Consider the following 19,747-nt stretch of genomic DNA (forward strand, 5'->3'; position numbering starts at 1 on the left):
ACAGAGGGTGACGCAAATGAGTTTAAAGGAATGGTATTTAGAATATCAAATTCATAAAAATAGACCTGGTTTACTTGGAGATATTTCGTCTCTCCTTGGTATGTTAGCTATTAACATTGTAACGATAAATGGTGTTGATAATATGAGACGTGGTATGTTGATTAGAAGTTCTAGCGATGAGCAAGTAGCTAGATTTCAAGCGATTGTTGAAACAATTGAAGACATTAGCGTCATAAAAGTGAGAGAACCAAGATTGCGTGATCGCTTAGCGATTAGGCATGGTCGTTACATTGAGCGGGATGCAGATGATAAGAAAACGTTTCGTTTTATACGGAATGAACTTGGTCTACTTGTAGACTTCATGGCTGAACAATTTAAACGTGAAGGTCACTTTTTAGTAGGGATTCGAGGAATGCCTCGAGTTGGAAAGACAGAATCCATTGTAGCAGCTAGTGTATGTGCAAATAAAAGATGGTCGTTCATCTCATCAACACTATTAAGGCAAACCGTGAGAAGCACATTGGCGGAAGATGAGATGAGTGAAGATCATATTTTTATTATAGATGGAATTGTCACAACGATGAGGTCAACAGAAAAGCACCGAACGCTTGTGAGTGATATCATGAGATTACCAGCTGTTAAGGTAGTTGAACATCCAGATATTTTTGTCCGTGAAACAGAATATGAATTAGATGATTTTGATTGTATTATTGAGTTGAGGAATGATGATGGAGAAGAGATTACATATGAAGTAGTGGAATCAGGTTTCTCCTCTTTTGATATAAGTTAAAGGTGTAGGCAGGTGTTAGGATTGTCAGAATTAGGTCAACATTTAAAAGAAGCCCGAGAACAAAAACAGATTTCATTAGATGATCTTCAACAAACGACGAAAATTCAAAAGCGTTATTTAATTGCAATAGAGGAAGGTCGATTTGATACGTTGCCAGGTATTTTTTATGCGAGGGCATTTGTTAAGACATATGCAGAGGCAATTGGATTAGATCCAGAACCATTATTTGATCAATATCGAGACGAGCTTCCCAACCCTCAACGAGAAGCTGCAAATTTACCGTCTCGTGCAGCACGAACGAAACCGTCTCCGAAGAAAAGAACGAAAAAAGGATCTTTTGTACCAGCAATAGTAGCGATTCTTTTTATTGTACTCATTGTTGTAGGAATTTGGGTAATGGCTCAAGGAAGTGGAACGAGGGACGACGATGCTATTGCTCCTGATGATAGCGAGAATTTAGATGCAGAATTCTCTCTAGGAGTAGGAACTGATTCGGAAGACGAACTTGAAGAAGGTCTTGAAGAAGAAGAAGAAGAAGAAGAGGTTGAGACTATTGAGCCGGAACCAGTAGAAGAAGTACCTGAACCAAGCTCGACTCTTTCATTTACTAGGAGTGAAGGGAATACTTCTTTTTATGAATTAGAAAATGGACGTTTGACAGATGTCCGTATTGAGTTATCAGGTAGAACTTATATTGATGTGAAAAATGCTCTAGGTAGAGTCTTCTTTAGTGGTGAGCCTTCAAATACCGAAGATATACCGACGCTTGACCTTGAGGCGGAAGAACGAGTTATCTTTAACTTCGGTGCGTCTCAACACGTTGACTTATTGATTAATGGGGAACCATTTGAGTTTCCTCTAGACATTACGCATCAAAAAGTCGATATCACAATCTTAGATGAAGCTTCAGAGTAAAGAGGGACTCATAATTCCTTGCACGATCAAACAAAGAATTGACGCTCCTAGCCTAGCTAGGGGCTAATATATTACTTTGTATGACGTTGTAAGTGATCGAGTCCTTTTTTTGATAAGATAAATAATTGGTTCAATTTATCAATTACTAGCAATTATGGTACAATATCCTTTAGAGGTTGTTTAATGAACAACCTAAGCTATTAAAGTACGTTTATAAAATCATTTATGTGGTCTAAAGTATTGGAAAGTAGAACTAGCTGTACAAATGTAGCCATTCCAATCCAATCATTTTTTCACTATTGTAAAGCTATCATCGTTAATGAAGGAAGGGAACCTTGTTGAATTTACCAAATAAAATAACGATCTCACGAATTTTTCTTATTCCATTGTTTATGATTTTTTTATTGGTGCCTTTTTCGTTTGGAGAAGTGAACTTTTTAGGGACAATGATTCCAATTGCTCATTTAATTGGAGCTATCATTTTTATCATTGCAGCAGTAACTGACTTTTTAGATGGGTACTATGCAAGGAAATATCAACTTGTTACTAATCTAGGGAAGTTTTTAGATCCACTTGCCGATAAATTACTTATTACGGCAGCGCTAGTCGCACTTGTTGAGTTACAGTTACTAGCTGCATGGATTGCGATTATTATTATTAGTCGCGAGTTTGCAGTAACAGGGATACGTCTAGTCGCAGCCGCCGATGGGGACGTCATTGCTGCAAGTAAATTAGGTAAGTTAAAGACAGTAACGCAGATTGTGGCAATTTCAGCTTTAATGTTACATAACTGGCCTTTTCAAGCGATTTCTTTGCCTTTTGATATGATGGCTGTATGGGTAGCAACCATTTTAACAATCGTGTCTGGAGTAGAGTATTTTCAAAAGAATCAACATATCCTTCTTAAATCGAAATAGTAGGTGGTAGATAAGATGAATGCGGAGATTATTTCTGTAGGTTCCGAACTATTACTTGGGCAAATTGTCAATACAAATGCAGCTTTTCTTTCACAGGAATTGGCTATTCTTGGTGTGAATGTGTATTACCAGACTACGGTAGGGGATAATCATTTAAGGTTAACTTCTGCACTAGAACAAGCACAATCTAGATCTGATTTAGTAATATTAACTGGAGGGTTAGGCCCAACAAAGGATGACCTAACAAAAGAATCAGTAGGAGCTTTAGTAGGTAAGCCGCTCGTTCATCATGCCCAATCGCTACATAATATTGAAGCTTTTTTTAAAAAAAGGGATCGTCCAATGTCTGAAAACAATCGAAAACAAGCATTGGTAATCGAAGGAAGTCATGTGTTACCTAACCATTACGGGATGGCACCAGGGATGGTCGTTTCCTCCAATGGCGTTAAGTTTGTTTTGCTTCCCGGTCCTCCTAAAGAGATGAAACCTATGTTTCAAAATGAGTTACTACCTTATTTAGTAGAAGAACTCGGAGGGCGTGAAGCAATTACATCAAGGGTATTACGTTTTTTTGATATTGGGGAATCTCAATTAGAAACCGATGTTTTAGATTTAATTGAAGCTCAAACGAACCCTACTATAGCACCACTTGCAAGTGAAGGGGAAGTAACGTTAAGGCTTACGGTGAAACATGCTGATAAAAATGAGCAAAAACGTTTGCTAGATGAAACCGAGGAGCTTATTAAGGGGCGTGTAGGTCAATATTTATACGGGTATGACGATACGTCTTTAATGGAGCAACTCTTTTTGCAATTAAAAGAAAAAGGCTGTACAATCGCTACAGCTGAAAGCTTAACTGGAGGCAAATTCTCAGGGGGGCTTACATCCTTTTCTGGATCGTCTTCTGTTTACAGAGGTGGTATTGTATCATATGCGACAGATGTGAAGGAAAACGTTCTGGGTGTGTCGAATGAAACGATTAGAGAGTATGGTGTTGTTAGTCTTCAATGTGCAATGGAGATGGCAATAGCGGCCAAAAAACAATATAGTGCGGACATAGCAATAAGTTTTACGGGTGTTGCTGGTCCTAATAAGCAAGAGAATAAAGATCCTGGATTAGTTTATATTGGTATTGCTGGCTTAGCAGCAGAGTCCATTTATTATGAACTGAAATTACCTGGTGGGCGTGAAGCAGTCCGAGACCGTGCTGTGAAATATGGTTGTTTTTACTTATTGAACGAATTGAAAAGGTGGAATAAATCAGAATGACAATGTATTTTAATGATTTTCAGATTTCAGAATCAGTTAAAAAAGCTATAAAAGATATGGGTTTTGAGGAGCCATCTCCGATTCAGGAAAAAGCAATTCCTGTTATATTGGAGGGGGGAGATGTAATTGGTCAAGCGCAAACAGGGACTGGGAAAACTGCTGCATTTGGAATTCCAGTTGTTGATAAAGTAACATCGGATCGTTTCGTCCAAGCGCTAATCCTCACGCCAACAAGAGAACTAGCCATTCAAGTTTCAGGAGAATTACAAAAACTATCTGTTCATAAACCGATTCGAACACTACCTATCTATGGTGGACAATCAATTGGTCATCAAATCCGCGCCTTAAAGCAAGGTGTACAGGTTGTTATTGGAACTCCAGGTCGTATTTTAGATCATTTACGCCGTCAAACATTACAGTTAGATCGTGTGCATACGATTGTGCTTGATGAGGCTGATGAAATGCTAGATATGGGGTTTGTTGATGATATTGAGGCTATTCTTCGTCAAGTTAACACGGACAGACAAACACTTCTCTTCTCAGCAACCATGCCTCCTGCCATTAAAAAATTATCTCACAAATATATGACCACCCCTAAAATGGTTACAATTAATAAAGGTGAGGTGACGGCACCGTTAATTGATCAAATGTATTATAAAGTTCTTGAACGTAATAAAATTGAGTCGCTTTGTCGGATCATTGACAGTGAGGATATTGAACTCGGAATTTTATTTTGCCGTACAAAAAAAGGAGTTGCGGAGCTAGCTGAAGCTTTGCAGGCTAGGGGCTATCTAGCGGATGGTCTACATGGGGATCTAACACAGTCTCAGCGTGATTCTGTCATGAAAAAGTTCCGCGATTCCTCTATTGAGTTTTTAATTGCAACAGATGTAGCGGCTCGTGGTATTGATGTAGATAATGTAACGCATGTCATTAACTATGATATCCCCCAAGATCCAGAAAGTTATGTTCATCGAATTGGGCGGACAGGGCGCGCGGGTCGTAAAGGATTAGCATTAACACTTGTGACTCCTCGAGAAATGAAGCATTTACGTTCAATTGAACAAGAAATTAAAATGACTATCCCATCACAAGATGTCCCGACGATCGAAGAAGTTGTGGTCAAGCAGCAAGGTTCATGGAAAAAGTTGATCTCTGATGCAATCGAAACAGGTGGGAAGGAAATGGAATTGTTTTCTCCACTTGTAGATGAGGTACTTGATGAATTTTCAGCACGAGATGTAGTTTCAGCTCTTTTGAAAATGAACTTCTCTCCTTCCTCATCAACAGATGAATCTGGATATAACTTTGGCGATACCGGCGCGGCAAAAGGTATGGTTCGTTTCTTTATTAATGTAGGTCGAAATGTAAATATGACACCTAAGATTTTAATAGAAGCCATTTCAGACCTAGTTGGTATCCCTAGTAAATCAGTTGGGAAAATTGATATTTTTGAGAACTTTACTTTTGTTGAAGTTCCTGAAGAAGCAGCTCCGTTTGTCTACGAGGCTCTCCGTTACTCAAGAATTAATGGGGCGAGAGTCAATCTCGAACCCGCAAAACCACGTCCGAAAAGAGAACGTCCACCAACTGGAGATCGTCGCCCAACCTCTACGCGTAGTTAATCTGCAACAGAAAGAGTCTAACACCTCGGGCTCTTTCTTATTTCCTTTCCCTTATATTTCTTAACTCATTTTAGCGAATAAATGTTCGTAAAAACTATTGGCAAAAGCGAAAAAACAAGGTATGATAGAAAAGAAGGAAACATAGATTCGCTTTTCCAATTTATATATAATATTTTTTTATAATAGAGGAGAGATTTAAATGAGTGATCGTAAGGCTGCCCTTGATATGGCGCTACGTCAAATCGAGAAACAATTTGGTAAAGGTTCAATTATGAAGCTAGGAGAACAAGCAGAGCGACGAGTATCAACTGTCTCAAGTGGTGCTCTAGCACTTGATATTGCGCTTGGGGTTGGGGGATATCCAAAGGGACGTGTTATTGAAGTGTACGGCCCTGAATCTTCAGGTAAAACGACGGTAACTCTACATGCGATTGCTGAGGTTCAACGTAATGGAGGGCAGGCAGCATTTATTGATGCTGAGCATGCGCTTGATCCTGTTTATGCACAAAAATTAGGTGTAAACATTGATGAGTTATTGCTTTCACAACCAGATACGGGTGAGCAAGCGCTTGAAATTGCGGAAGCACTTGTACGAAGTGGAGCAATTGACATTATCGTCGTCGATAGTGTGGCTGCTCTTGTTCCAAAAGCAGAAATCGAGGGGGATATGGGTGATAGCCATGTTGGTTTACAAGCCCGTTTAATGTCACAAGCATTACGTAAGCTTTCAGGTTCAATTAATAAATCAAAAACCATCGCGATTTTCATCAACCAAATTCGTGAAAAAATCGGTGTTATGTTTGGAAATCCAGAAACAACACCTGGTGGTCGAGCTCTAAAATTCTATTCTTCTGTTCGTCTTGAAGTACGTCGTGCCGAGCAACTGAAGCAAGGAAATGACATTGTTGGTAGCAAAACAAAAATTAAAGTAGTGAAAAATAAAGTGGCACCACCATTCAAGGTGGCAGAAGTAGATATCATGTATGGAGAAGGTATTTCACGTGAAGGTTCTATCTTAGATATCGCTTCCGATCTTGATATTGTTCAAAAGAGTGGGGCTTGGTATTCTTTTAATGAAGAGCGTTTAGGTCAAGGTCGTGAAAATTCGAAACAATTCTTGAAAGAAAATCCGCATCTTACTAAGCAGATCGAGACACTTATCCGTGATCATCATGGATTGAACGGAGAGATTGAAGTACCGGTTGCAACAGACGAAGAATTTGAGGAAGTTCCATTTGACTTAAAGTAAAATAGGAAAGAGTAAGCACCTTATTAAAGGTGCTTATTTCCTTTTTAGGGTAAAATAAAAGGACAATGGTTTTTGAGAATCTGCAAACCAAAAGTGGTTGGAGAGAAGATCGGCTCGTCCTGTATAATGCCAAAAGTTGGCTAGAGTCAATGAATTGTAAAAGGGGAGTAGGAGATGTGTGTATGATGAAGTTTTTATATGTGACCGATACGCATATTCGAGGAACGACACCGAAGAATCGTTTAGATGTCTATGTAGATACATTAAAAGAAAAATTAGTGGAAGTCGTTGATCTAGCAAATAGTGAGAAGGTTGATCTGATTTTACATGGAGGAGATGTATTTGACCGACCTGACTTGTCCCCTAATGTTGTTGGACAATTTGCTAAGATTTTTATGAAGGCAAAGATGCCTATTTATGTAGTGGCCGGCAATCATGACACATTTGGACATAACCCAGAAACGATTTCAAGAACGATGCTTGGATTGATGGATTCGTTTGGTGTCATGACGGTCATAGATCAAAACACTCCAGTTCTCATTGAAAAAGATGGGTTACGTGTTCAAATAACTGGACAACCTTATCATTATGATCTAGACCAAAGAGATCCAAAGCTTGATTATTATCCGTCCAATGTGACAGATGCTGATATATTGATTCATATGGTTCATAGCATGTTGGTGGAAAAAGCCTTACCTGAAGGCGTTCCACATACGATGATTGATCATATTTGGGGAACTACTGCAGATATTTTATTCACTGGTCATTTTCATGGGGGCTTCGGTATTAAAGAACGAAATGGTAAATATATTTGCAATCCAGGTGCACTTGCACGTGTAAATAATCACTGGTCAGAAATAAGCAGAAAACCCAAAGTGGTCATTGGTGAAATTAAAGGTCGAGACATCTCATTAAAAGAAGTCTCAATTAAATGTGCACGTTTGGGGGAAGAAGTACTAGACCGTACATTTTTAGAAAAAGCTGTTCATCAAGAAGAGAAATTGCATAGTTTCGTGCAACAAGTGAAAGAGTCTTCTCAGTTTCAATCATTGAACATGAGTGACATTATTTTAGAAATTGCTTCTCTTAAAAATGTAGAAGAAAAAGTAAAACAAGAAGCACTCAGGAGAATGACGATTGTAGAGGAGTTTTGGAAGGAAGAGGATTATGAATAATATTAAAGCTGTTAGATTAGAAAACTTTCAATCACACTTAGATACGTATATTGAATTTAATCAGGGATTAAATGTAATTGTTGGTCAGTCAGATAGTGGGAAAACAGCGATTTTAAGAGGAATTCGATGGGCCTTATATAACCAACCTAGGGGAACTGATTTCATACGTGTGTCAGGAGACTTTGTAAGAGTAACGGTTCGTTTTGAAGATGAAACCGTTATTATCCGTGAACGAACAGGTTCAAAAAACCGTTATACCGTTCAAAGACCAGACCAAGAAGAATTGGTTCTTGAAGGATTTGGGATCCATGTTCCTGAAGAAGTAATGGCAGCTCATGGAATGGGGCATATGCGAATTGACCAAGATAATGAAATAATGATTCATTTATCTCAACAATTGGATGGACCTTTCTTGTTAGAACAAACAAGTTCGATTCGTGCCAAAACACTCGGAAGGATCAGTGGAGCACATTTTTTAGATATGGCCATTCGAAATACAACGAAGGACCTTTCTCAGCTGAATCTTAAAATGAAACAGGAGCAAGAAGTGATTGAGAAGGTAAAGGTAGAGCTTGAGCCTTATGCGATGTTAGATGAGCAAAAAACAAAACTTATAGAATCTGAGTTTAGGATAAAAAAAGTAGAGGCACAGGTTACTAAGAGAGATAAGCTTGAGGCTTTGAAATTAAAATGGCAACAATTAAAACAAGAAGAAGAACGCACAATCAAGATAAGTTTACTTGTGAAAGACGTCGAAAGCTGGCAAAAAAAAGTGGACGAAATGAAAACGATGGTTCAACAATATGTAATGTTTAAGCAGAAAGATAATAGAATGCGAGAGTTAACACGTTCTATTGAGATCTGTCTTAATTGGGTTGCGAAAACAAAACACATAGAACGAATTATTGACCAGTACGAGAGAACGAACCAAAATGTATCTCTTTTGAGGCAATTGGTTTTAAATAATAAGAGAATGAAAGAGCTCTCCTACTCCATGAATCGAGAAAAGACCCACATGAAAAAGTCAGCATTTGTTCATTCGGTTAACCTTGACTCCTTGGCCCAAATTGAGAAAAAAAGAGTTATTCAAAGACAATTGCTTCACCTCCGAGAAGGTATACAACAGATTCAGACTCAAAGAATGAAAATTAAACAAGTTTATCAAAAACTACCAGATGTTAATGAGGTTACAAGAAAACAAGAAATCGTTGAGCAAACGTCAGAGCGCTTTTTACGTATTAAAACGATCCAGGCCCAACTACAAGACTACCAGATGAGAATACAAGAAGGTAAACGTTTTATGGAAAAGCAAATGAAGGAACAAGAACTAGCTGAAATAGAGTTACACAAGTTGCTGTTGACGGCTGGAACTTGTCCAACATGCGGTCAATCCATCTGTAAACATGAGAATAACTAAATGAGGTGTGTTATAAATGTCTGTAGAACAACAATTGACTCAAATTAAAAAAGCGATTGATAAGGCACGCGACATGCGTTACCGTGCAGAGGCAAAGCTTGAAGAACTAGAAAATCAAAAGAATCGATTGCTGGCAGAATTGAATGAACTTGGAGTCAAACCAGAGGAATTAGATCAGGAAATCCAACGCTTGGAAAGAGAGATAGATTTATCTTTAAAAGAAACTTGGGAGTTGATTCCAAAGGAATTGATTGAAAATGAATAATTATCTCGTTCGGTTGGAACAGGTTAAGTCCCGCTTCAAGAAAGCTGAAAACAGATGGACTCGATTAGATGCCAAAAGAGCGTTACTCGAAGAACAATTGGCGGAGAAAATCTCAGAGCTCGACTCTTATTTTGAAACAATTGACATATATGAAAAAGCAAGGGTATTATTGCAACAATCTGCCGAGTATGCGAGGGAACAAGCAAAACAACAAATAGAGACCTTAGTAACGAATGCCTTGCAATACGTATTTGGTCCACTTTTTTCGTTTCAAATTGAACTTGAAGAGCACGGAAACAAAGCGGTTGCGGAATTTTATGTAGTATCTGAATACGAAGGTGTAAAAGTAAAAACGAGACCACAAGACTCAAGAGGAGGAGGTGTCGTTGATATAGTGACTCTTGCTTTAAGGGTAGCGTTGATAGAGACGGTACAGCCGAGAAGAGAAGGCCCCCTTCTATTAGATGAGCCTGGTAAACACGTTTCAGGCGACTATGTTCTTTATTTATACGAGTTTCTTAAGTCGTTGAGTACAATGTTTAATCGACAAATTATTATGATTACTCATAATTACCACTTAGCTCAATCAGGGGATCTTGCTTATGAGGTGTCAATTAGAGACGGTGTAAGTGAGGTTACTAAAATTGACAACACTTGACATTAAAGAAAACGAGCTTTAAAATTAAATAGAGTGCGGTAGAGTTTTATGTCATATTTATTTTTTCCGCGATCAAAGGTAATATGCGTTTGTATTTAATAATTGTGAAAGTATGACAAAATTGAAACCAACAATTAGATAGCAAGGGGAGGTGAAAGAGTATGGGTGATATATTAATCATCTCCATTTTGCTTGTTGTCTCTGCAGGTATTGGTGCAGTTGTTGGATATCTTGTTCGAAAATCCATTGCAGAAGCGAAAATTTCGAGTGCGGAACATGCAGCTAAACAAATTGTTGAAGATGCGAAGCGTGATGCAGAAGCGAATAAAAAAGAGGCTGTTCTTGAAATCAAGGATGAGGCTCATAAAATTCGTACAGAGGCAGAGCGTGAGGTTCGTGAACGTAGAAATGAGATTCAAAAACAAGAGAATCGTTTGGTTCAAAAAGAAGAGGTTCTTGACCGAAAGAGTGAAACCTTAGATAAGAAGGAAGAATCTTTGGATAAAAGGGAGGAATCTCTCACCAAAAAACAACGACAAATTGAAGAGATGGATAGCAAAGTGGAGGAAATCTTGAATAGACAACAAGCTGAGCTTGAACGTATTTCTGGATTTTCCCGCGAAGAAGCTCGTGAAACCATTCGTAGTGAGGTCGAGCAAGAAATTGCTCATGAAACGGCTCTCATTGTTAAAGAGCGAATGGCACAAGCAAAAGAAGAAGCTGATAAAAAGGCGAAGGAAGTGTTGTCTCTTGCCATCCAACGTTGTTCTGCCGATCATGTAGCAGAAACAACTGTATCTGTCGTTACTTTGCCTAACGATGAGATGAAAGGAAGAATTATCGGTCGTGAAGGCCGTAATATTCGTGCACTAGAGACACTAACTGGTATTGATCTAATCATTGACGATACGCCTGAAGCAGTTATTCTATCTGGTTTTGATCCAATTCGTCGTGAGATTGCTCGTACAGCATTGGAAAAACTTGTTCAAGATGGACGGATACATCCAGCTCGTATTGAAGAAATGGTCGATAAGTCGCGTCGTGAAGTGGACGAAGCGATTAGAGAGTATGGAGAGCAAACGACATTTGAAATGGGAATTCATGGATTACATCCTGATTTAATTAAAATTCTCGGTCGTCTTAAATTTAGAACAAGCTATGGTCAAAATGTACTGAAGCATTCTATGGAAGTAGCTCACTTAGCTGGGTTAATGGCTTCTGAATTAGGTGAAGATGTGAAGCTTGCAAAAAGAGCGGGTCTCCTTCATGATATTGGAAAAGCAATTGATCATGAAGTGGAAGGAAGTCATGTTGAAATTGGGGTAGAACTAGCAACGAAGTATAAGGAACATCCAGTTGTTATTAATGCTATTGCCTCTCATCATGGTGACACAGAATCAACTTCTATTATTGCAACACTTGTGGCAGCAGCTGATGCGCTTTCAGCAGCAAGGCCGGGTGCCCGAAGAGAAACGCTTGAAACATATATTCGTCGTTTAGAAAAACTTGAAGAAATATCAGAGTCGTTTGAAGGCGTCGAAAAAACCTATGCTATACAGGCGGGGCGTGAGGTTAGAATCATGGTACGACCAGATGTTGTAGATGATGCGCTTGCTCACAAACTCGCTCGAGATATCACGAAAAGAATTGAAGAAGAGCTTGATTATCCTGGACACATTCGTGTTACGGTAATTAGAGAAACTAGAGCAGTTGAGTATGCGAAATAAAGTGGCGATCCTCGTCACTTTATTTTTTTTGAGAGACTGAACAAAAAGGTTGGTTTTTACCTTTTTGTTCAGTCTCGAAGCGATGAGCGGAGCCGATGCAAGGTTTTAAGTCTGTTCGAGCGGTCTTCCCCGAACAGGTGCGTAAAAGTTTTGTGTACGGGCATATAAAGGATAAATTAGATTAACTACTAAGGAGAATATATGAGAATTTTATTTATAGGTGATGTAGTCGGCTCTCCTGGCCGAAATATGATTAAAGAGTATACGATGAAATTAAAACAACAATATAAGCCAACGATTACCATTATTAATGGTGAAAATGCGGCTTCCGGCAAAGGAATTACTGAAAAGATTTATAAAAGCTTTTTAGACGCAGGAGCACAGGTGGTAACACTGGGAAATCATAGCTTTGATAACCGTGAAATTTTTGACTTTATTGATCAAGCCAAGAACCTTGTCCGTCCAGCTAATTATCCTGCTGGGGTACCGGGAAAAGGATATACGCTTTTTAAATTTAATCAACTTGAGATTGCGGTAATTAATTTAATGGGACGGACATTTATACCTGCGATGGATTGTCCATTTCAAAAAGTTGATGAAATTTTAGATGAACTAGACGGAAGAACTCCGTTTATCTTTGTCGATTTCCATGCTGAAGCAACTAGTGAAAAACAAGCAATGGGGTGGTATCTAGATGGGCGTGTTTCTGCCGTAGTAGGTACTCATACACATGTTCAAACAGCAGATGAACGTATTTTACCACAAGGAACAGCCTACTTAACCGATGTTGGAATGACTGGGCCTTATGATGGGATTTTAGGAGTGGAGAAAGAGGCAGTTCTTCATAAATTCTTAACAAACCTCCCAGTTCGTTTTACTGTTGCTGAAGGACGAGAACAATTAAGTGGTGTCGTGATTGATCTTAATCCGAAAACCGGACAAGCAACATCGATTAAACGGATTTTAATAAATGAAGATCATCCATTTTATTCATAATCCTTTAATAAATTTTTAGATTTAGGAATAAGCTCAGGTTTTCTGAAATATGATGAATTAGATGAACATCTTGTACGATTAGCGATTTCCTTGCTCGTTAGTAATGCATGACGACAATCGTAATCATAGACAGCCCACTTATCGTTTACAGAGGAGGTACAAGAAATGGAAGTCTTAAAAGTTTCAGCAAAATCTACTCCCAACTCTGTTGCTGGCGCCCTCGCCGGAGTGATCCGTGAACGCGGAGCAGCAGAAATTCAAGCAATTGGAGCAGGAGCGCTTAACCAGTCTATTAAAGCGATCGCGATTGCCCGCGGGTTTGTAGCCCCAAGTGGAATTGACCTTGTTTGTATCCCTGCTTTTACAGATATTAAAATTGAGGGAGAAGAACGAACAGCAATGAAAATCATTGTTGAGCCTAGATAAAGTCATTATCAATTTCCTACCCAACTTACCTTTTGTGTAAGTTGGTTTTTTTTTGTTGACAACATAAAAATGGAACAATAGATACTTGCTTTTTCGGACAAGAGGGACTATCATAATAACGTTTACTAACAATCATTTTAGAAAGTCTAGTAATTAACTCGGAAATGTGCTAAGCTAATATAAATTTTAATAAAAACCGACTTGAGTTTAATAGATAAGTAAGGGGTGGAGAGATTGAGAGAGCAATTATCATGGAAAGTTGGCGGTCAACAAGGAGAAGGTATTGAAAGTACAGGTGAGATTTTTGCTTCAGCTTTAAATCGCCAAGGGTATTTCTTATATGGTTATCGTCATTTTTCGTCACGGATTAAAGGTGGACATACGAATAATAAAATTCGCGTAAGTACAAAGCCATTAAATTCAATTTCTGATGATTTAAATATTTTGGTTGCATTTGATCAAGAAACAATCGATGTGAATCTTCACGAACTTCGTGAAGATGGTGTTATTATTGCTGATGCTAAATTTAATCCTGTTTTAACAGAGGGTTATGATGTACGCTTGTTTGCTGTTCCTTTTACGGAGATTGCAACAGAGCTCGGAACGTCCCTTATGAAGAACATGGTTGCTGTTGGAGCATCAAGTGCTATTTTAGGATTAAATCCCGAATCTTATCAAGACGTAGTAGAAGATCTTTTCTTGAAAAAAGGAGTTACTGTTGTTGAGAAAAATATGGAAGCGATCCGTGCAGGTGCGAACTATTTTAGCAATGAAGCAATTGGTCAACTTCCCAATTTAAAATTAGCAGAAGCAGACGGTAAAAAACGTATGTTTATGATTGGAAACGATGCGATTGGAATGGGTGCTGTCGCTGCAGGAAGTCGTTTTATGGCAGCTTATCCAATTACACCGGCATCTGAAATTATGGAATACATGATCGAAAAACTACCTGAGTTTGGTGGTACTGTTATTCAAACGGAAGATGAGATTGCAGCTTGTACAATGGCCATAGGTGCGAACTATGCTGGTGTTCGTTCATTTACAGCTTCTGCAGGACCAGGTCTTTCATTAATGGCTGAAGCTATTGGCCTATCTGGAATGACAGAGCAGCCTCTTGTGATTATGGATACTCAACGTGGAGGTCCAAGTACTGGTTTACCTACTAAACAAGAACAATCGGACTTAATGGCAATGATTTATAGTACACATGGCGATATTCCTAAAATTGTGATTACGCCTAGTACGGTAGAAGAAGCTTTTTACGATACAGTAGAGGCTTTTAACCTGGCAGAAGAATTTCAATGTCCTGTTATTTTAGTGACTGATTTGGCCTTATCTTTAGGGAAGCAAACCGTTGAACCTTTAGATTTTAATAAAGTGGAAATTCGTCGTGGAGCGCTTAAACTTGGTGAGGAATTACCTGAACGAGTAGATGGAGCTTATTATAAACGTTATGAAGTAACAGATTCAGGTGTCTCTAATCGCGTCATTCCTGGTATGAAAAACGGGATTCACCATGTAACAGGTGTTGAGCATGATGAGACTGGCAAGCCATCTGAGAGTCCAGAAAATCGTGTTGCTCAAATGGATAAGCGTATGCGTAAACTAGCAAATTTACCAAAGACTTTTAAAAACCCTCTTTATGTTCATGCTGATCATGATAACGCGGATCTTTTGGTGATTGGTGTCAATTCTACTCGTGGTACGATTGAGGAAGCAATGCCAAGGCTAGAAGTTGATGGAATTAAAGTGAACCATGCACAAGTTCGTTTATTACATCCATTTCCAACAGATGCATTAAAAGAGCAAATTGCAAAAGCAAGGAAAGTAGTTGTAGTTGAAAACAATGCGACTGCTCAATTAGCGAATATTATTAAAATGAATGTTGGAGAAGTTAAAATCGAAAACGTACTTAAATATGATGGAAATCCATTTTTACCGGGTGAATTACATCAAACATGTAAGCAATTAGTTGAAGCAAGTAAGGAGTTGGTCTAAATGGCAACATTCAAAGATTTTCGTAACAAAGTAAAACCTAACTGGTGTCCAGGTTGCGGTGATTTCTCTGTTCAAGCTGCGATTCAGCGTGCGGCAGCTAATGTTGGTATTGAGCCAGATGACCTTGCTGTTGTTTCTGGAATAGGATGTTCAGGCCGTATTTCAGGTTATATTAATTCATATGGTCTTCACGGTGTCCACGGGCGTGCCTTACCGATTGCTCAAGGTGTGAAAATGGCAAACCGTGACTTAACGGTTATCGCTTCTGGTGGAGATGGTGATGGATTTGCAATTGGTATGGGTCACACAATTCATGCCATTCGTCGTAATATCGATATCACGTATATAGTTATGGATAACCAAATCTATGGACTAACAAAAGGTCAAACGTCACCACGTAGTGAAATGGGCTTTAAAACGAAGAGTACACCTGGTGGTTCAATTGAATCAGCTCTTAATGTAATGGAAATGGCACTTACAGCAGGAGCAACGTTTGTCGCTCAAAGTTTCTCAAGTGACTTGAAAGAGCTAACAGCATTAATTGAACAAGGAGTTAATCATAAAGGCTTCTCTCTTATTAACGTATTTAGCCCATGTGTTACATTTAATAAAGTGAACACATATGATTGGTTCAAGCAAAACATTACGAAACTAGCAGATGTAGAAGAGTACGATCCTAACAATCGTATGAAAGCAATGCAAACATTGATGGAGCATAATGGACTTGTAACAGGACTTATTTATCAAAATACAGAACAACCATCGTACCAAGAATTAATTCCGACGTATGATAAAAAGCCACTCGCTCATCAAGATTTACAATTAGATGAAGCTAAATTTAAAGAAATGATGGCTCAATTTATGTAATTAAAAAATCGATGCTCAAAAAAGAGCATCGATTTTTATATTTAAGAGTTAAACTGATGGTAATTTTGACCTTTTAAACAATCAAGGGTTAGCTAACTAGGAGGCATTTAGGCCTTTATTTCGTTCGTACTATAAATCGACAAACAACATTCATTGAGTTTATGTAAAGTTCCACGTATAATGTATGAAGGAAACTAGGCTAAAATTCGCTCAAACTTATTGAGCTTTTTATATTTTGGTTGAATGATTGAATGGAAGGAGATTTAAAGATGAATGAAGACCAACGTTTAGGACGTTTAGGTAATACATCAACACCTAATGAGAACAGTAAATCTACAAATGATAAATCTAAAAAAGATTATAGTAAATATTTTGATTTTTCTAAGGCTAAAGTTATATCTGAAGAAGACCATAAAAAAGTAATACGAATAGAAGGACGAGAAATTTCTATTTACGATCAGCCTGATTACAAGCAAGGCAAACGTCGTGGGAAAGAAGATATTCAAGTGCTTCGCCCGGATACTCTTATTCCAGATGAAATGAAGGGCATTGGGACCGGCAAGAAGTTTCTCATTCGTACGTATGGCTGCCAGATGAATACACATGATTCTGAGCATATGGCAGGACTTCTTTTGGAAATGGGATTTGAATCGACAGATGAGACAACAGAGGCGGATGTTATTCTTTTAAATACATGTGCGATTCGTGAAAATGCAGAGAACAAAGTATTTGGTGAGATTGGACATCTAAAAACATTGAAAGTAGAGCGACCGGAACTGATTGTTGGTGTTTGTGGTTGTATGTCTCAAGAAGAGAATGTCGTTAACCGTATTATGCAAAAGCACCAACATATTGATCTGATTTTTGGTACACATAACATTCACCGACTACCAGAACTTCTTCGTAATGCTTTGTTTGGTAAAGAGATGGTTATCGAGGTTTGGTCTAAAGAAGGCGATATCGTCGAAAATATGCCAAGAGCTAGACAAGGAAAGACACAAGCATGGGTTAATATTATGTATGGCTGTGACAAATTTTGCACGTATTGTATTGTGCCATATACACGTGGGAAGGAACGTAGTCGACTGCCAGAAGATATTATTGCTGAGGTTCGTGATTTAGCTCGTCAAGGGTATAAAGAGATCACGTTACTTGGTCAAAATGTAAATGCATATGGAAAAGATCTCTCTGATCGGAAGTATGGACTTGGAGATTTGATGGATGAAATTCACAAAATTGACATTCCACGCGTCCGTTTCACAACGAGTCATCCGCGTGACTTTGATGACTATTTAATATCAGTTCTCTCAAAAGGTGGAAATCTTGTTGAGCACATTCATTTACCAGTTCAACATGGAAACTCAGATATTCTAAAATTGATGGCTAGAAAATATACACGTGAACAATATGTGGAATTAGCTCATAAAATTAAAATGGCTATTCCAAATGCTTCATTTACAACAGACCTTATCGTAGGATTCCCGAATGAAACAGAGGAGCAATTTGAGGAAACTCTATCTCTTGTGCGTGAAATAGAATTTGATAGTGCGTTCACCTACATTTATTCACCACGTGAAGGAACGCCTGCAGCAAAAATGCAAGATAACGTACCGATGGATGTAAAGCGTGAGCGATTAGCTAGATTAAATGCACTAGTAAATGAAATTTCAGCGAAGAAAAACTTGGATTACCAGGATCAGATTGTTGAAGTTTTAGTAGAAGGAGAAAGCAAGAAAAACCCTGAAGTATTAGCAGGTCGTACAAGAACCAATCGGTTAATTAACTTCAAAGCTCCCAAATCAATGATTGGGGAAATCGTATATGTAAAAGTAACAGAAGCAAAAACTTGGTCTCTCAATGGAGATTTAGTTGAGCTAGCGGAGGTAAAAGGATCATGACAACCATTTATACAAGAGATGATATTCGTTTAAAAGCAAAGGAACTTGCAAAAATGATGGCTGAAACAGAAGAAGTTGATTTCTTTAAAAGAGCCGAAAAGCAGATTAATGAGCATTTGAAAATACAAGAATTAATTGCTGCGATTAAAAAGTTACAAAAAGAAGCTGTAAATCTTCAGCATTATGGAAAATCGGAAGCTTTAAAAGAAGTTGAAGCCAAAATCGACGCTTTACATGACGAGATTGACTCGATCCCGCTTGTACAAGAATTTAAATCAAGTCAAATTGAAGTAAATGAATTATTACAGATGGTATCAAACACGATCTCTAAAACGGTGACTGACGAAATTATCACTTCAATGGGCGGAGATTTATTAAAAGGAACGACCACGAAAAGTCCATACTTTGATGGTGGTTGTCAGGATTAAACGAGAAGGCTCAGTATTCTTTAAAAAATAGAAAAGTGAGAAGAGACCATTTCAGATCTGGTCTCTTCTTTTTTTTCTTAATGTGCAAAATATCACTCTCATTATAAAATTTAATCATTATAGATGAGGATTCTAAATTAAATTGTAGGACATATAATAAAAATGGTTAGAAGGATCTTTGGGGAAGGTTTTGTCAAAGAAAGAAGTAGATAATGAATCTTTGAATCTAAGCTCCTTTTAAATAAATTTTATAGGTTTTCAGCAACTTTTAACGATTCATGTACTAAACTTTGTAATCACAACATATCGTGGTACAGATAACGCTTTGCTATCATCTTTATATCTTTTTTTCGCACATTGGTTATTCGCCCTGCATAGGATGACAGTGAAGCATTTGGCGGAGCGAATTTGGCACGAGAGGCCGACACGAGCGACCGACAACTCGATATGATATGAGAAAGAGGAGGGTTTTGTTTCATGTCTCAAAAATTTAATTATCGTGAGATTATTACAAAAGCGGTATGTGGTAAAGGTCGTAAGTTCTCTGAAGCAACTCATACGATTAGCCCTTCACACAGACCGACAAGCATTCTTGGCTGCTGGATCATCAATCACAAGTATAGTGCAGAAAAGAAGGGTAACACAGTTGTAGTGCAAGGTAGCTATGACATTAACTCCTGGTTCTCGTATAACAAAAATACGAAAACAGACGTCGCTACGCAGACAGTTACTTACTCAGACGCCATTCCACTTACGATGCAAGATTCAAACATTCTTTCAGACGAAATGGATGTCATTGCACGAGCGATTCAACAACCGAATACGCTTGAAGCAACCATTTCTGAAAATGGAGCAAATATCGATGTGCAAGTAGAGCGCGAATTTGTTGTCGAATGTATTGGAGAAACAAAAGTAGCCGTAGCGGTAAACCCAGATGGTCTGTTAGAAGATGTTCCTGCAGCTGACTATGATGATGTTAGTGACGAGGAATATGAGCGTCTTGATCCAAATTTTCTTCATGAGGAATTTGATAAATAGGCGGAAGAGCAAGCCAAAAGTGGCTTGCTTTTTTTTATGCAGTCTCATAATTTTTGCGATTTTTTTGCCCTTGGCAAACAACAGACAAA

General features: G+C 38.3%; 18 protein-coding genes. All 18 read left to right on the forward strand.

The window, feature by feature from the left end; all coding sequences use genetic code 11:
• Positions 1 to 16: 16 nt before the first annotated feature.
• The 18 genes from PQ474_RS01940 to PQ474_RS02025 all read left to right on the forward strand — a co-directional run bounded on the left by PQ474_RS01940 (position 17) and on the right by PQ474_RS02025 (position 19,658).
• Positions 17 to 790, forward strand: a complete 774-nt coding sequence (locus tag PQ474_RS01940; RefSeq protein ID WP_273840091.1) for a DUF3388 domain-containing protein — start codon at positions 17 to 19, stop codon at positions 788 to 790.
• Between the two features lie 12 nt (positions 791 to 802).
• Complete coding sequence (locus PQ474_RS01945) at positions 803 to 1,705, forward strand: helix-turn-helix domain-containing protein (protein WP_273840093.1); 903 nt, start codon at positions 803 to 805, stop codon at positions 1,703 to 1,705.
• A 338-nt stretch (positions 1,706 to 2,043) separates the two neighbouring features.
• Positions 2,044 to 2,622, forward strand: coding sequence for a CDP-diacylglycerol--glycerol-3-phosphate 3-phosphatidyltransferase (gene pgsA / locus PQ474_RS01950; protein ID WP_273840095.1), 579 nt, complete (start codon positions 2,044 to 2,046; stop codon positions 2,620 to 2,622).
• 15 nt (positions 2,623 to 2,637) lie between these two features.
• Positions 2,638 to 3,891, forward strand: a complete 1,254-nt coding sequence (locus PQ474_RS01955) for a competence/damage-inducible protein A (RefSeq protein WP_273840097.1) — start codon at positions 2,638 to 2,640, stop codon at positions 3,889 to 3,891.
• Positions 3,888 to 5,516 carry a DEAD/DEAH box helicase gene (locus PQ474_RS01960; protein ID WP_273840099.1) on the forward strand — a complete coding sequence of 543 codons (1,629 nt, stop codon included), beginning with the start codon at positions 3,888 to 3,890 and terminating at the stop codon, positions 5,514 to 5,516. The genes PQ474_RS01955 and PQ474_RS01960 overlap by 4 nt, the downstream gene beginning before the upstream one ends.
• Positions 5,517 to 5,715: 199 nt before the next feature.
• Entirely contained in the window at positions 5,716 to 6,765 is a 1,050-nt protein-coding gene (gene recA, locus PQ474_RS01965; protein ID WP_273840101.1) for a recombinase RecA, read from the forward strand.
• Between the two features lie 182 nt (positions 6,766 to 6,947).
• Complete coding sequence (locus PQ474_RS01970; RefSeq protein WP_337956297.1) at positions 6,948 to 7,940, forward strand: metallophosphoesterase family protein; 993 nt, start codon at positions 6,948 to 6,950, stop codon at positions 7,938 to 7,940.
• Positions 7,933 to 9,357, forward strand: coding sequence for an AAA family ATPase (locus PQ474_RS01975; protein WP_273840103.1), 1,425 nt, complete (start codon positions 7,933 to 7,935; stop codon positions 9,355 to 9,357). Before PQ474_RS01970 ends, PQ474_RS01975 begins: the two co-directional genes overlap by 8 nt.
• A 16-nt stretch (positions 9,358 to 9,373) precedes the next feature.
• Positions 9,374 to 9,622 (forward strand): hypothetical protein, encoded by a 249-nt coding sequence (locus PQ474_RS01980; protein ID WP_273840105.1) that lies wholly within the window; start codon positions 9,374 to 9,376, stop codon positions 9,620 to 9,622.
• A complete protein-coding gene (locus PQ474_RS01985; protein ID WP_273840106.1) occupies positions 9,615 to 10,280 on the forward strand; it encodes an OLD family protein in 666 nt (221 codons plus the stop codon). The genes PQ474_RS01980 and PQ474_RS01985 overlap by 8 nt, the downstream gene beginning before the upstream one ends.
• Before the next feature lie 161 nt (positions 10,281 to 10,441).
• Positions 10,442 to 12,007, forward strand: coding sequence for a ribonuclease Y (rny, locus tag PQ474_RS01990; RefSeq protein ID WP_273840108.1), 1,566 nt, complete (start codon positions 10,442 to 10,444; stop codon positions 12,005 to 12,007).
• Between the two features lie 201 nt (positions 12,008 to 12,208).
• Positions 12,209 to 13,003: a TIGR00282 family metallophosphoesterase gene (locus tag PQ474_RS01995; protein ID WP_273840110.1), complete on the forward strand. Its 795-nt coding sequence runs from the start codon at positions 12,209 to 12,211 to the stop codon at positions 13,001 to 13,003.
• Positions 13,004 to 13,168: 165 nt separating this feature from the next.
• On the forward strand, positions 13,169 to 13,429 hold the full coding sequence (locus PQ474_RS02000) for a stage V sporulation protein S (RefSeq protein ID WP_035663695.1): 261 nt from the start codon (positions 13,169 to 13,171) through the stop codon (positions 13,427 to 13,429).
• Positions 13,430 to 13,663: 234 nt separating this feature from the next.
• The gene (locus tag PQ474_RS02005) at positions 13,664 to 15,427 is read left to right on the forward strand and encodes a 2-oxoacid:acceptor oxidoreductase subunit alpha (protein ID WP_273840117.1); all 1,764 of its coding nucleotides are present in this window, start codon (positions 13,664 to 13,666) and stop codon (positions 15,425 to 15,427) included.
• A complete protein-coding gene (locus tag PQ474_RS02010; protein WP_273840118.1) occupies positions 15,428 to 16,294 on the forward strand; it encodes a 2-oxoacid:ferredoxin oxidoreductase subunit beta in 867 nt (288 codons plus the stop codon).
• Positions 16,295 to 16,563: 269 nt separating this feature from the next.
• Complete coding sequence (miaB, locus tag PQ474_RS02015; protein ID WP_273840120.1) at positions 16,564 to 18,192, forward strand: tRNA (N6-isopentenyl adenosine(37)-C2)-methylthiotransferase MiaB; 1,629 nt, start codon at positions 16,564 to 16,566, stop codon at positions 18,190 to 18,192.
• Positions 18,189 to 18,620, forward strand: a complete 432-nt coding sequence (locus PQ474_RS02020) for a YlbF/YmcA family competence regulator (RefSeq protein WP_273840121.1) — start codon at positions 18,189 to 18,191, stop codon at positions 18,618 to 18,620. The genes miaB and PQ474_RS02020 overlap by 4 nt, the downstream gene beginning before the upstream one ends.
• A gap of 477 nt (positions 18,621 to 19,097) precedes the next feature.
• On the forward strand, positions 19,098 to 19,658 hold the full coding sequence (locus tag PQ474_RS02025) for an outer spore coat protein CotE (RefSeq protein WP_273840122.1): 561 nt from the start codon (positions 19,098 to 19,100) through the stop codon (positions 19,656 to 19,658).
• Positions 19,659 to 19,747: the final 89 nt, after the last annotated feature.

Source organism: Halalkalibacter alkalisediminis (genome assembly GCF_028610705.1).
Lineage (GTDB): Bacteria > Bacillota > Bacilli > Bacillales > Bacillaceae_D > Halalkalibacter > Halalkalibacter alkalisediminis.

What these genes read in the sequence shown, in the direction of transcription:
- miaB (WP_273840120.1), top strand. Translation starts at nt 16,564, where the DNA reads ATGAATGAAGACCAACGTTTAGGACGTTTAGGTAATACATCAACACCT.
- PQ474_RS01960 (WP_273840099.1), top strand. Translation starts at nt 3,888, where the DNA reads ATGACAATGTATTTTAATGATTTTCAGATTTCAGAATCAGTTAAAAAA.
- PQ474_RS01955 (WP_273840097.1), top strand. Translation starts at nt 2,638, where the DNA reads ATGAATGCGGAGATTATTTCTGTAGGTTCCGAACTATTACTTGGGCAA.
- PQ474_RS02020 (WP_273840121.1), top strand. Translation starts at nt 18,189, where the DNA reads ATGACAACCATTTATACAAGAGATGATATTCGTTTAAAAGCAAAGGAA.
- PQ474_RS02025 (WP_273840122.1), top strand. Translation starts at nt 19,098, where the DNA reads ATGTCTCAAAAATTTAATTATCGTGAGATTATTACAAAAGCGGTATGT.
- PQ474_RS02000 (WP_035663695.1), top strand. Translation starts at nt 13,169, where the DNA reads ATGGAAGTCTTAAAAGTTTCAGCAAAATCTACTCCCAACTCTGTTGCT.
- PQ474_RS01995 (WP_273840110.1), top strand. Translation starts at nt 12,209, where the DNA reads ATGAGAATTTTATTTATAGGTGATGTAGTCGGCTCTCCTGGCCGAAAT.
- rny (WP_273840108.1), top strand. Translation starts at nt 10,442, where the DNA reads ATGGGTGATATATTAATCATCTCCATTTTGCTTGTTGTCTCTGCAGGT.
- PQ474_RS01975 (WP_273840103.1), top strand. Translation starts at nt 7,933, where the DNA reads ATGAATAATATTAAAGCTGTTAGATTAGAAAACTTTCAATCACACTTA.
- PQ474_RS01940 (WP_273840091.1), top strand. Translation starts at nt 17, where the DNA reads ATGAGTTTAAAGGAATGGTATTTAGAATATCAAATTCATAAAAATAGA.
- PQ474_RS01970 (WP_337956297.1), top strand. Translation starts at nt 6,948, where the DNA reads ATGATGAAGTTTTTATATGTGACCGATACGCATATTCGAGGAACGACA.
- recA (WP_273840101.1), top strand. Translation starts at nt 5,716, where the DNA reads ATGAGTGATCGTAAGGCTGCCCTTGATATGGCGCTACGTCAAATCGAG.
- PQ474_RS02010 (WP_273840118.1), top strand. Translation starts at nt 15,428, where the DNA reads ATGGCAACATTCAAAGATTTTCGTAACAAAGTAAAACCTAACTGGTGT.
- PQ474_RS01985 (WP_273840106.1), top strand. Translation starts at nt 9,615, where the DNA reads ATGAATAATTATCTCGTTCGGTTGGAACAGGTTAAGTCCCGCTTCAAG.
- PQ474_RS01980 (WP_273840105.1), top strand. Translation starts at nt 9,374, where the DNA reads ATGTCTGTAGAACAACAATTGACTCAAATTAAAAAAGCGATTGATAAG.